The following is a 12,902-nucleotide window of genomic DNA, read 5'->3' as shown; positions in this document are numbered from 1 at the left end:
GGCAACGTGGTCGTCGTCTCCACCCGTGACTGCTCGCTCCAGCGCCGCCACCAGAAGCTGGTGGAGGAGGCCCCGGCCCCCTTCCTGTCCCAGGCACAGAACGCGGAGCTGTACGCGGCGTCCAAGGCGATCCTCAAGGAAGCCGGCTACGTCGGCGCCGGCACGGTCGAGTTCCTCGTCGGCGCGGACGGCACGATCTCGTTCCTGGAGGTCAACACCCGCCTCCAGGTCGAACACCCCGTCACCGAAGAAGTCACCGGTATCGACCTCGTACGCGAGATGTTCCGCATCGCCGACGGCGAGGAACTCGGCTACGAAGACCCGGCGGTACGCGGGCACTCCTTCGAGTTCCGCATCAACGGCGAGGACCCCGGCCGCGGGTTCCTCCCCGCCCCCGGCACGGTGACGACGTTCGCCCCGCCGACCGGCCCGGGGGTCCGCCTGGACGCCGGAGTCGAGTCCGGGTCCGTGATCGGCCCCGCCTGGGACTCCCTCCTCGCCAAACTGATCATCACCGGTACCACCCGCGAGCAGGCCCTCCAGCGCGCCGCCCGAGCCCTGGCCGAATTCCAGGTCGAAGGCATGGCCACCGCCATCCCCTTCCACCGCGCCGTCGTCACCGACCCCGCCTTCACCACCAACCCCTTCACCATCCACACCCGCTGGATCGAGACCGAGTTCACCAACACCATCGCACCGTTCGCCGCACCCGCCGAATCCACCGACGCCGAACCCACCCGGGAACGGGTCGTCGTCGAAGTCGGCGGCCAGCGCCTCGAAGTCGTCCTTCCGTCCTTCCTCGCCCTTGCCTGGACCGCCCCCGCACCACCGGGACCCGCCAGGTCCCGGCCGCGCAGCGGTGGAGCCCGTACGAAAGCGGCCTCCGGCGACTGCCTCGCCTCGCCCATGCAGGGCACCGTCGTGAAGGTGGCGGTGGAGGAGGGCCAGAAGGTCGAGGAAGGCGAGCTGATCGTCGTCCTGGAGGCCATGAAGATGGAACAGCCGCTGAACGCCCACCGCTCCGGCACCGTCACAGGGCTCACGGCCGAGGTCGGCGGCTCCGTCTCCTCCGGCGCCCTCATCTGCGAGATCAAGGACTGATGGGTCTCCCCACGCCCTCACCGGCCTACACCGATGCCGTGAGCGGGGCCCTGGAGCGGCTGCGCGGGGTCGGATTCGAGCACGGGCCCCGGTTCGTCAACCACGCGCCGATGGCGGCCGAGGCGCTGGCCCACATGGGCTACGCCGACGCCGTACCGGGCTGGGTCGACCGGAACCTCCGTACGCACACGTACCACGAGGTCCCCGAACCCCGCTGGACGATCGACGCGGCCGACGGCGACGACTGGCGTTCCGCGCTCGGGGAGTTCAGCCGGGTCGCCGACTGGACCGCGCTCTTCGAGCGTGAACTCGCCCTCGCTCCTTGGCGGGAGGTGCTCGCCCGGTGGTGGCCGAGGCTGCTCCCCGGGATGTCGGGCGTCCTCACCCACGGAGTCATCCGGACCGCCCACGCGGTCCGGGCCATCGCGCGGGCGGAGGAGGAAAGCCCGCTGTACCGGAACGAGTTGGCGCAGGGCCTGGGCTATTGGGCCGCTCGGTACGCGAGCCACACGCACGGCATCCGGCCGGGCGACGAGTACCCGCGTACCGGACACTCCGAAGGCGCTGCCACCCTCTCGGCGCTCGACCGGCTCGTGGCGGAGTACGCCGGCCGCTACGCCTCCGTACCTCAGCGCCACCCCGTCCCGTTGATCCACTCCATCACCGGCCCGGCGGCCGTCCGCCTCGTCGTCGAGCATCTGCCGGTCGCCCAGCACCACGTCTCGTACCTGGTCGCGCGGGACGTCAGCGCCTCGATGCTCGACTGGTTCTCCGTACCCGAGCCACAGGCCTCCGCCGGCTCTCCCCAGGCCCCGGAACTCGCCGAGGTCTTCGCCACCGCCGCCGCTATCGGCGACGAACACGCGATCAAGCTCGCCGAGGTCGCCGTACGTCACCAGGCACTCGCGCCTGATCCGCGCCTCGCGGCGGCCGCGCATGCCGCGAACCAAGGGCTGGCTCGTTTCCGCAGGTGAGACGGGTCGTCCACCTTCCACATGTCACGAGGAGGACCGATGGACGCACAAGTGATCGTCGCGGGCGCGGGACCGGCCGGCATGATGCTGGCCGGTGAACTGCGCCTCGCGGGCGCCGATGTCATCGTGCTGGAGAAGCTGGCCGCACGCACCGGGGAGTCCCGTGGACTCGGCTTCACCGCCCGGACCATGGAGATCTTCGACCAGCGCGGCCTGCTCTCCCGCTTCGGGGACATCGAGATCAGCAACGTGGGCCACTTCGGCGGCCTGCCCGTCGACTTCGGGGTCCTCAAGGGCGCGCACCAGGCGGCGAAGACCATCCCGCAGTCCGCCACCGAGACCGTGCTGGAGGAGTGGGCCACGCAGCTCGGCGCCGACATCCGGCGCAGCCACGAACTCCTCTCCGTCACCGACAAGGAGGACTGCGTCGAGGTCGAGGTGCGGGGCCCCGAGGGCGTCCACACGCTGCGCGCCGACTACCTGGTCGGCTGTGACGGCGGCCGTTCCACCGTACGTAAGGCCGCCGGGTTCGACTTCCCCGGTACCGCCGCGACCATGGAGATGTTCCTCGCCGACGTCAAGGGCATCACCCTCGCCCCGCGCATGATCGGCGAGACGCTCTCCGGCGGCATGGTGATGGTCGGCCCGCTGCCCGGCGGCACGACCCGGCTGATCGTCTGCGAGCGCGGCACACCGCCGCAGCGCCGTGAGACGCCGCCGAGCTGGCAGGAGGTCGCGGACGCCTGGCAGCGGCTCACCGGCGACGACATCGCGCACGCCGAACCGGTGTGGGTCTCCTCGTTCGGCGACGCGACGCGGCACGCCACCGAGTACCGGCGCGGCCGGATCTTCCTCTCCGGCGACTCCGCCCACATCCACCTGCCGGCCGGCGGCCAGGGCATGAACACCAGCATCCAGGACTCCGTCAACCTCGGCTGGAAGCTGGCGGCGGTGGTCCGTGGCCGGGCACCCGAATCGCTGCTGGACACCTACCACGCCGAGCGCCACCCGGTCGGCAAGCGGCTGCTGATGAACACGCAGGCCCAGGGGCTGCTGTTCCTCAGCGGCGCCGAGGTGCAGCCGCTGCGGGACGTCCTGCACGAGCTGATCCGCTACCCGGAGGTCAGCAAGCACTTCGCGGCGATGGTCGGCGGGCTGGACATCCGGTACGAACTCGACGGCGGCGCCCACCCGTTGCTCGGCCTGCGGCTGCCGCACGTCCCGCTCGAAGGACCCGGGCAGCCGTCCTCCAGCACCGAGGCCCTGCGCCCGGGACGGGGCGTGCTGCTGGACCTGGCGGACAACGCCGAGCTGCGCCGCCGGGCCGCGCCCTGGCTGGACCGCGTCGACCTCATCACCGCCACCGTGCCCGGCCCCACCGCCGGCTGCCTCGGCGACACCGGCGCGCTGCTGCTGCGGCCCGACGGCCACGTGGCGTGGGCGGCGCCGGGCAGCTTCGCCGATCTGCCGATGGCGCTGGAGCGCTGGTTCGGCCCGGCGCGCTGACCCCGACCGCTCCTCGCCGTGCCCGGCCTCCCACGGCCGCCCCCGGCCCCACCCAACCGCCCTCCGGCCTCCCACGGTCGCTTCGCGGCCGTCCGACACCCTACGGAGACCCCATGCACAGCACGTTGATCGTGGCCCGGATGAACCCCGGATCCAGCGACGAGGTCGCCCGGCTCTTCCGCGACTTCGACGGCAGCGACATGCCGCACCTGATGGGCACCCGCCGCCGCCAGCTCTTCTCCTACCGCAACCTCTACTTCCACCTCCAGGACTTCGACACCGACAACGGCGGCGAGCTGATCGAGGCGGCGAAGACGGATCCGCGCTTCCAGCGGATCAGCGACGACCTCAAGCCGTTCATCGAGGCGTACGACCCGGCGACCTGGCGGTCTCCGGCCGACGCGCTCGCCACCCGCTTCTACGACTGGGAGGGACGGGGGTGACCGGGCGACATGAGGTCAGCACCGGCGCCCGGCGCGTCGTCATCACCGGCGTCGGCGTCACCGCACCCGACGGCATCGGCGCCAAGAGCTTCTGGAGCCTGCTGAGCGAGGGCCGGACCGCGACGCGCGGCATCACCTTCTTCGACCCCTCCGCCTTCCGCTCCCGGGTCGCCGCCGAGATCGATTTCGACCCGGAGGCGCACGGGCTGAGCCCGCAGGAGATCCGCCGGATGGACCGGGCCGCGCAGCTGGCGGTCGTCACCACGCGCGAGGCGGTCGCCGACAGCGGCCTGGACCTGAGCGCGCTGGACCCGTACCGCACGGGCGTCACCATCGGCAGCGCGGTCGGCGCGACGATGGGCCTGGACGAGGAGTACCGGGTGGTCAGCGACAGCGGCCGGCTCAGCCACGTGGACCACACCTACGCGGTCCCGCACCTCTACAACTACCTGGTGCCCAGCTCCTTCGCCGCCGAGGTCGCCTGGGCGGTCGGGGCCGAGGGCGCCGCCACCGTCGTCTCGACCGGCTGCACCTCGGGCATCGACGCGGTGGGCCAGGCGGTGGAGCTGATCCGCGAGGGCTCTGCCGATGTGATGGTGGCCGGCGCCACGGACGCGCCGATCTCGCCGATCACGCTGGCCTGCTTCGACGCCATCAAGGCCACGACCCCGCGCAACGACGACGCCGAGCACGCGTCGCGGCCGTTCGACGGCACCCGTAACGGGTTCGTGCTGGGGGAGGGGTCGGCGGTCTTCGTCCTGGAGGAGCTGGAGAGCGCGCGCCGGCGCGGGGCGCACATCTACGCGGAGATCGCCGGGTACGCCTCGCGGTGCAACGCCTTCCACATGACGGGGCTGCGGCCGGACGGCGCGGAGATGGCGGAGGCGATCACCGTGGCGCTGGACGAGGCACGGCTGAACGCCACCTCCATCGACTACGTCAACGCGCACGGCTCCGGCACCAAGCAGAACGACCGCCACGAGACGGCCGCGCTGAAGAAGAGCCTCGGCGACCACGCGTACCGCACGCCGGTCTCGTCCATCAAGTCCATGGTCGGCCACTCGCTCGGTGCGATCGGCTCGATCGAGATCGCCGCGTCCGTCCTCGCGATGGAGCACCACGTGGTGCCGCCGACGGCCAACCTGCACACGCCGGATCCCGAATGCGACCTGGACTACGTCCCGTTGACGGCGCGCGAGCACCGTACGGACACGGTCCTGACCGTCGGCAGCGGCTTCGGCGGCTTCCAGAGCGCCATGGTGCTCGCCCGGCCGGAGAGGAACACGCCATGAGTACGGTCACGAGTGCGTCCGCCGCACGGACCCGTACCGGCGTCCCACGCGCGGTGGTGACCGGGCTCGGCATCACCGCCCCCAACGGCCTTGGAACAGAAGCCTATTGGGACGCGACCCGGGTCGGCAGGAGCGGCATCGGCCGGATCACCCGCTTCGACCCCTCGCAGTACCCGGCGCGGCTGGCCGGCGAGGTGCCGGGGTTCACCGCGTCCGATCATCTGCCGAGCCGGCTGATGGCGCAGACCGACCACATGACCCGTCTCGCGCTCGTCGCCGCCGACTGGGCGCTCGCGGACGCCGGTGTCGTCCCGGCCGACCTGCCCGCGTACTCCATGGGTGTGGTCACGGCCAGCTCCTCCGGAGGCTTCGAGTTCGGTCAGGGTGAGCTGCAGAAGCTGTGGGCGGAGGGCAGCCAGTACGTCTCCGCGTACCAGTCCTTCGCCTGGTTCTACGCGGTCAACAGCGGTCAGATCTCGATCCGCAACGGCATGAAGGGCCCCAGCGGGGTCGTCGTCTCGGACCAGGCGGGCGGCCTCGACGCGCTCGCGCAGGCCCGGCGGCAGATCCGCAAGGGGACCGGCCTGGTCGTCTCGGGTTCGGTGGACGCCTCGATCTGCCCGTGGGGATGGGTCGCGCAGCTCGCCGGCGGCCGGCTGGCGACGGGCGACGATCCGGGCTCCGCGTACGTCCCGTTCGACGCGGCCGCCGCCGGACACGTTCCCGGTGAGGGCGGCGCGATCCTGATCCTGGAGGACGAGGCGGCGGCCCGGGAGCGAGGTGCCACGGTCTACGGACACATCGCCGGGTACGGCTCCACCTTCGACCCGGCGCCCGGCTCCGGCCGTCCGCCGGGCCTCCGTAAGGCCATCGAACTGGCTCTCGCCGACGCGGAGTTGGCAGCGGGCGACATCGACGTGGTGTTCGCCGACGCGGCGGCGGTCCCGGAGCTGGACCGGGCGGAGGCGGAGGCGCTGAACGCCGTCTTCGGGAAGCGCGGAGTGCCGGTGACCGCGCCGAAGACGATGACCGGGCGGCTGTACTCGGGGGCCGCGCCGCTCGACGTGGCGACCGCCTTCCTCGCCATGCGCGAGGGCCTCGTCCCGGCCACGGTCAACGTCGACCCGGACCCCGCATACGAACTGGACCTCGTCACCGGCCGGCCCCGGGCCATCCCGGTCCGCCACGCCCTGGTCCTCGCCCGAGGCCACGGCGGCTTCAACTCGGCGGTCGTGGCGAGCGCGCTCTGAACCCCTGATCCCAGCAGCTGACAGAGAGACAAGGCGGAAGCAGACATGGACAACCAGACCTTCACCCTGGAGAGCCTCAAGCGCATCCTCCGCGAGGGCGCCGGTGCCGACGAGAGCATCGACTTCGACGGCGACATCCTGGACGCGGACTTCGAGGAGCTGGGGTACGAGTCCCTGGCGATCCTGGAGACCTGCGGCCGGATCGAGCGCGAGTACGGCATCACGCTCGACGACTCGGTGGTCAGCGACGTGCGGACGCCGCGCCGCATGGTCGAGGTCGTGAACGAGCACCTGGGCCAGACGGCCCCCGCGTGACCGTCCTCTGAGACCCGCACGGCACCCGCACCCGCACTCCCGCACCCGTACCCCCTGAACACCTTTCTCTCTCCCGAGGAGCAGTCATGCCCGGAAACGACCGTCCCGTCGCCCTCATCTCCGGCGCCACCAGCGGCATCGGCCTCGCCGTGGCCCGGCTGCTGGCCACGCAGGGGCACCGCGTCTTCATCGGCGCGCGTGACGCCGAGAACGTCGCCGCCACCGTCAAGACCCTGCGCGAGGAGGGTCTGGAGGCCGACGGTGCGGTGCTCGACGTCCGCTCGCCGGACTCCGTCGACACCTTCGTGACGACGGCGGTGGAAAGGTTCGGCACGGTCGACGTGCTCGTCAACAACGCGGGCCGCAGCGGTGGCGGCGTCACCGCCGACCTGGACGACGAGCTGTGGAACGACGTCATGGAGACCAACCTCACCAGCGTCTTCCGTCTCACCCGTGCCGTACTCAACACCGGCGGTATGCGCCACAAGGACCGCGGCCGGATCATCAACATCGCCTCCACCGCCGGGAAGCAGGGCGTGGTGCTCGGCGCGCCCTACTCCGCCTCCAAGCACGGCGTCGTCGGCTTCACCAAGGCGCTCGGCAACGAACTCGCGCCCACCGGCATCACCGTGAACGCGGTCTGCCCCGGGTACGTAGAGACGCCGATGGCCCAGCGCGTACGGGCCGGTTACGCGGCCGCGTACGACACGTCCGAGGACGCGATCATGCAGAAGTTCACCGCCAAGATCCCGCTCGGCCGCTACTCCACGCCCGAGGAGGTGGCCGGCCTGGTGGGCTACCTCGCCTCCGACACGGCGGCCTCGATCACCGCGCAGGCGCTGAACGTCTGCGGCGGTCTCGGCAACTTCTGAGCCGCGCCTGCCCCGAGAGCTTCAGGACCTGGCTTCCAGACTTCCCGACTTCCCGTGTTCGACGACCCGAGGAGATGAACAGCATGACCGACCCCCGACCGCGCGAGGTGGAGCACGAGATCACGGTCTCGGCTCCCGCCGCGGAGGTGTACCGGCTGATCGCCGAGGTCGAGAACTGGCCGCGGATCTTCCCGCCCACCATCTACGTCGACCACATCGAGCGCTCCGCCGACGAGGAGCTCATCCGGATCTGGGCGACCGCCAACGGCGAGGCGAAGAACTGGACTTCGCGCCGCCACCTGGACCGCGAGGCGATGCGCATCACCTTCCGCCAGCAGGTGTCCACGCCGCCGGTCGCCACGATGGGCGGTACGTGGATCATCGAGCCGCTCTCCGCCACCGAGTCGCGGATCCGGCTCCAGCACGACTACACCGCCGTCGACGACGACCCGGCCGGGCTCGCCTGGATCGAGGAGGCCGTCGACCGCAACTCACGCTCGGAACTGGCCGCACTGAAGACGAACGTCGAACTGGCGACCGCGAGCGAGGAGTTGACCTTCTCCTTCGAGGACACCGTCGAGATCGCCGGCTCCGCCAAGGACGCGTACGACTTCATCAACGAGGCCGGTCTCTGGTCGGAGCGGCTGCCGCACGTGGCGGTCGTCCGGCTCACCGAGGACAGCCCGGGCCTGCAGACCCTGGAGATGGACACCCGGGCCAAGGACGGCTCGGTGCACACGACGAAGTCGTACCGGGTCTGCCTGAACGGCGAGAAGATCGCGTACAAGCAGACCACCCTGCCGGCCCTGATGAACCTGCACACCGGCCTCTGGACCTTCCGGGAGACCGGTACGGGCGTGGCCGCCACCTCGCAGCACACCGTGGTGATCCGGGCCGAGAACATCGAGAAGATCCTCGGTCCCGAGTCGGACGTAGCGCAGGCCCGGGAGTACGTGCGGGCGGCGCTCAGCACCAACAGCCGCGCGACCCTCGGCCACGCCAAGGACTACGCCGAAGCCCGGCGCTGACGCCGTGCGGGCCCTCGTCACGGAAACGGAAGCCGGGGACACGGCCGTTCCCGACACGGATGTCGTCGTCGTGGGCGCGGGTCCCGTCGGGCTGATGCTCGCCGGTGAGCTGCGCCTCGGCGGCGCCGACGTGGTGGTGCTGGACCGGCTCGACGCGCCGACGACCGAGTCCCGCGCCTCCACCCTGCACGCCCGCACCATGGAGATCCTCGACCAGCGCGGCCTGCTGGACGAGATCGGGACTCCGCCGGACGAGCCCATGGGCCACTTCGGCGGGCTCCCGCTGGACCTGCGGCTGCCCGGTCCCTACCCGGGGCAGTGGAAGGTTCCGCAGACCCGCGCCGAGCAGGTCCTCGGCGCCTGGGCCGTCCGGCTCGGCGCCGAGGTGCGGCGCGGCCACCGGGTGACCGGTCTCGACCACCACCCGGACCGGGTGGTGGTCGAGGCGGTGCGGCCGGGAGGTGATGCGCCGGTGCGGATCACGGCTCCGTACGTCGTCGGATGCGACGGCGAGGAGTCCACCGTGCGCCGGCTCACCTCCATCGCCTTTCCCGGCACCGACGCCGAACGGGAGCTGATCCGCGCCGACATCGCCGGTATCGACATCCGGGGCCGGCGGTTCGAACGGCTGGAGCGCGGGCTCGCCATCGCGGCCCGCAGGCCGGACGGCGTGACGCGCGTGATGGTCCACGAGTCCGGCCGGACGCCGCGCGCCGCCGAGGCGTCCTTCGCCGACATCGTGGACGCCTGGCGCAACGTCACCGGTGAGGATCTGTCGGCCGGAACTCCCTTGTGGGTCAACGCGTTCGGCGATGTCTCCCGGCAGGCCGAGCGTTACCGGCACGGCCGGGTCCTGCTCGCCGGAGACGCGGCCCACGCGCAGATGCCGATCGGCGGCCAGGCCCTCAACCTGGGCCTCCAGGACGCGGTCAACCTCGGCTGGAAGCTGGCGGCGGCGGCCCGCGGCCGGGCACCGGCCCGCCTGCTGGACACGTACCACGCGGAGCGCCACGAGGTGGGCCGCCAGGTCCTCTCCAACATCCGCGCCCAGGCCCGGCTGCTGCTCGGCGGCCCCGAGGTGACGGGCCTGCGCGCGGTGCTCGGCGAGCTGCTCCCGTACGAGGAGGTACGGAGCCGGCTGGCGGGGATGGTCAGCGGCCTGGACATCCGGTACGGCGGTGCGCTCCCGGACGCGGGCCGGCCGGGCTCCCGGCCGCACCCGTCGGCGGGGAGCAGGCTGCCGCCGATGACCGTACGGCTCGCCGGGTCCGGCGGTTCGTCCGTGCGCACGGCGGACCTGCTACGGGGCGCGCGGGGCGTGCTGCTGGTGACGGCGGACGAGGAGGCGCGGCGGGAGCTGCTGACCGGGGTCGCCGGGCCGTTCGGCGGGAGCGTGGACGTCGTTCCGGTGCTCCGGCCGGAGCTGCCGGAAGGCGAGGACGGGCCACTGGACGGGGCCGATGCCGTTCTGGTCCGGCCGGACGGGTACGTCGCCTGGGCCGGTACGTCGGCGGCGGGCCTCGAAGCCGCGCTCACCACGTGGTTCGCGCGGAACGCACAGCACCTGCGGGCCTCCCGGCCGCCCTCGAAGACCGGGACCACCACCACCATCACCACCACACATCACGCACCACTCACCGTCAGGAGAGAGACCATGGGCAAGCTCACCGGAAAGACGGCGCTGGTCACCGGCGCGAGCCGGGGCATGGGCCGGGCCACCGCCGAGCGGCTGGCACGGGAGGGGGCGCTCGTCGCCGTCCACTACGCGACCGGCGCTGACGCGGCGGCCGAGGTCGTGGAGCGCATCGAGAAGGACGGCGGGCGCGCGTTCGCGGTCCAGGCCGAGCTGGGCGCGCCCGGCGGCGTCCACGAACTCTTCCTCGGGCTCGAAGAGGGCCTCAAGGAGCGCACCGGCGCCACGGAGCTGAACATCCTGGTCAACAACGCCGGCGTGATGGGCGGGGTCAAGGCCGAGGACACGACGCCCGAGCAGTTCGACCGGATCTTCGCCGTGAACGCGAAGGCACCGTTCTTCATCATCCAGCGGGCCCTCACCAACATCCCCGACGGCGGCCGGATCGTGAACATCTCCTCCGGCCTCACCCGGTTCGCCAACCCGGACGAGATCGCCTACGCGATGAGCAAGGGCGCCGTCGAGATGCTCGCGCTGCACTTCGCCAAGCTCCTCGGCCCGCGCAACATCACCATCAACTCCGTCGCCCCCGGCATCACCCGCAACAGCGACCCGGTCTTCGACATTCCGGAAGCCGTCACGGCCATGGCCGGGCTCTCCACCTTCAACCGGGTCGGCGAACCCGAGGACGTCGCCGACGTCATCGCGTTCCTGGTCTCCGACGACGCCCGCTGGGTCACCGGTTCGTTCGTCGACGCGAGCGGCGGCACGCTGCTCGGCTGACCGACCTCTCCCCGAGACCTCTCCCTACAGCCCTCTCCCTACAGTCCTCTTCCTGAAGCCCCCCTTCCGACCCGCTGGAGCGCGCCGGACCATGACCACGTACCCCTCCGTCCCTCCGTCCACCGCCCACGCTCCGGCGCACGCCCGGTGGAGCCCCCGGATGTGGGGGCTGCTGGTCGTGCTCGCCGGCAACATGCTCATCGACGCGCTCGAAGTGTCCGTGGCGCTCGTGGCGCTGCCCGCGATCGGCACGGACCTCGGCGCCTCGCTCACCACGGTGCAGTGGACCGTCACCGGCTTCGCCGCCGGCTTCGGCGGCCTGATGCTGTTCGGCGCCCGTGCGGTGGAGCTGCTGGGCCGGCGCCGCGTCTACCTCGCCGCCGTCCTCGGCTTCGCCGCCGCCTCGCTGATCGGCGCGTTCGCCGGGGACCCCGTGCTCCTCACCGCCACCCGGGTGGTGAAGGGTTTCTGCGCGGCGCTGACCGCGCCCACCGGCCTCGCGATCATCGCCACCGCCTTCCCCGAGGGCCCGCCCCGGAACCGGGCCCTCTCCGTCTACACCCTCTTCGGCGCCGGCGGCTTCACCGCAGGCCTCCTGCTCTCGGGCTGGCTGACCGCCTACAGCTGGCGGCTGACGTTCGCGTTCCCGGCACCGGTGGTGCTGGTGCTGTTCGTGCTGGGGCTGCGGCTGATCCCGGGAGCGGGGCCGGAGCCCATGGCGGAGGGCCGGCCACCGCGCACGGCCTGGGGCCGGGCGGGGCAGCCACCGCGCACGGCCAGGGATCGGGCGGGCCGGCCACCGCGCACGGCTCCTCGGCGTTACGGTTTCGCGAGCGCGGCCGCGTTTCTGCTCGCGCTCCTCGCCCTGGCCCACGGGATCACCTCCCTGCCCGCCCACGGCTGGACCGACCTCCGCTCCACCGGTTCGCTGACTCTCGCCGCAGCCCTGCTCGCCCTCTTCGCCACCCTCGAACGCGCCTCGGCGCAACCGCTCCTCCGCCCCGACGTCCTCCGCAGCGGCGCGATGGTCCGCTCGGCGCTCGGCGCGGCCTGCCTCAACGGCTCGTACCTGGGGCTGCTGTTCGTCCTCACGCACCAGCTCCAGACCCTGGCGGGCTGGTCCCCGCTGCGGACCGCGGCCGCCTTCCTGCCGGCCGCGGCACCGCTGGTGGTCACCGCGCTGTTCTCCGGCCGGATCGTCGCCCGCTTCGGTGCGCCGCGCCTGATCGCGGCCGGTGCGCTGCTGCCGTTCGCCGGATACCTGCTGCTTCTGCGAGCGCCGTGGCCACCGGCGTACGTCACCGGGATCCTGCCGACGATGCTGCTGGTGGGGGCCGGGTTCGTGCTGTCCTTCGCCGCGCTGAACAGCCAGGCGACCTCTCAACTGCCGCCTGAGGACAGGGGCGTGGGCAGTGGGATCTACCAGACCGCCGTCCAGGCGGGCGCCGTGCTCGCGGTGGCGCTGGTGGCCGCGCTGCTCACCGGGTTCGTACCGCCGGCGGGCGCGCCCCCGGCGGAGACCGCCGCCGCCTGCCGTCCGGCACTGACGCTGGTCGCGGCGGTCGGCGGCCTCGGCCTGCTCACGGCCCTCACAGGCCTGCGCTCCCGGCGCACGGGCCCGGCCTGACCCGCCGGTGCGGAGCGCGGTGCGCACCACCACCCGCACGCCTCCGACGTACGAGACGGGCCTGACCCGCCGGTGCGG

The 12,902-nt window shown here is 72.3% G+C and carries 11 protein-coding genes and 1 pseudogene; all 12 read left to right on the top strand.

Features of this window, described 5'->3' with window-relative positions:
• Positions 1-802: pseudogene (locus ACIRR8_RS30755) on the top strand (acetyl-/propionyl-CoA carboxylase subunit alpha); the annotation flags it as partial.
• A 104-nt stretch (positions 803-906) separates the two neighbouring features.
• Entirely contained in the window at positions 907-1,101 is a 195-nt protein-coding gene (locus ACIRR8_RS30750; protein WP_404071002.1) for an acetyl-CoA carboxylase biotin carboxyl carrier protein subunit, read from the top strand.
• Positions 1,101-2,075, top strand: a complete 975-nt coding sequence (locus ACIRR8_RS30745) for a hypothetical protein (protein WP_404070980.1) — start codon at positions 1,101-1,103, stop codon at positions 2,073-2,075. The genes ACIRR8_RS30750 and ACIRR8_RS30745 overlap by 1 nt, the downstream gene beginning before the upstream one ends.
• Before the next feature lie 39 nt (positions 2,076-2,114).
• Positions 2,115-3,581, top strand: a complete 1,467-nt coding sequence (locus ACIRR8_RS30740) for an FAD-dependent monooxygenase (protein WP_404070978.1) — start codon at positions 2,115-2,117, stop codon at positions 3,579-3,581.
• A gap of 113 nt (positions 3,582-3,694) precedes the next feature.
• The gene (locus ACIRR8_RS30735) at positions 3,695-4,024 is read left to right on the top strand and encodes a TcmI family type II polyketide cyclase (protein WP_404070976.1); all 330 of its coding nucleotides are present in this window, start codon (positions 3,695-3,697) and stop codon (positions 4,022-4,024) included.
• On the top strand, positions 4,021-5,316 hold the full coding sequence (locus ACIRR8_RS30730) for a beta-ketoacyl-[acyl-carrier-protein] synthase family protein (protein ID WP_404070974.1): 1,296 nt from the start codon (positions 4,021-4,023) through the stop codon (positions 5,314-5,316). The genes ACIRR8_RS30735 and ACIRR8_RS30730 overlap by 4 nt, the downstream gene beginning before the upstream one ends.
• Entirely contained in the window at positions 5,313-6,566 is a 1,254-nt protein-coding gene (locus tag ACIRR8_RS30725; RefSeq protein WP_404070972.1) for a ketosynthase chain-length factor, read from the top strand. The genes ACIRR8_RS30730 and ACIRR8_RS30725 overlap by 4 nt, the downstream gene beginning before the upstream one ends.
• A 45-nt stretch (positions 6,567-6,611) precedes the next feature.
• Entirely contained in the window at positions 6,612-6,881 is a 270-nt protein-coding gene (locus ACIRR8_RS30720) for an acyl carrier protein (RefSeq protein ID WP_404070970.1), read from the top strand.
• A gap of 86 nt (positions 6,882-6,967) precedes the next feature.
• On the top strand, positions 6,968-7,753 hold the full coding sequence (fabG, locus tag ACIRR8_RS30715) for a 3-oxoacyl-ACP reductase FabG (protein WP_404070968.1): 786 nt from the start codon (positions 6,968-6,970) through the stop codon (positions 7,751-7,753).
• Between the two features lie 83 nt (positions 7,754-7,836).
• A complete protein-coding gene (locus tag ACIRR8_RS30710; protein WP_404070966.1) occupies positions 7,837-8,781 on the top strand; it encodes an aromatase/cyclase in 945 nt (314 codons plus the stop codon).
• 4 nt (positions 8,782-8,785) lie between these two features.
• Positions 8,786-11,197, top strand: a complete 2,412-nt coding sequence (locus tag ACIRR8_RS30705; protein ID WP_404070964.1) for an SDR family oxidoreductase — start codon at positions 8,786-8,788, stop codon at positions 11,195-11,197.
• A 91-nt stretch (positions 11,198-11,288) separates the two neighbouring features.
• Positions 11,289-12,824 carry an MFS transporter gene (locus tag ACIRR8_RS30700; protein ID WP_404070962.1) on the top strand — a complete coding sequence of 512 codons (1,536 nt, stop codon included), beginning with the start codon at positions 11,289-11,291 and terminating at the stop codon, positions 12,822-12,824.
• Positions 12,825-12,902: the final 78 nt, after the last annotated feature.

The sequence above is a fragment of the Streptomyces sp. NPDC101178 genome (assembly GCF_044767965.1).
GTDB lineage: Bacteria > Actinomycetota > Actinomycetes > Streptomycetales > Streptomycetaceae > Streptomyces.
The sequence above is the reverse complement of the archived record's forward strand: the minus strand, read 5'-3'. Positions and strand labels throughout refer to the sequence as shown.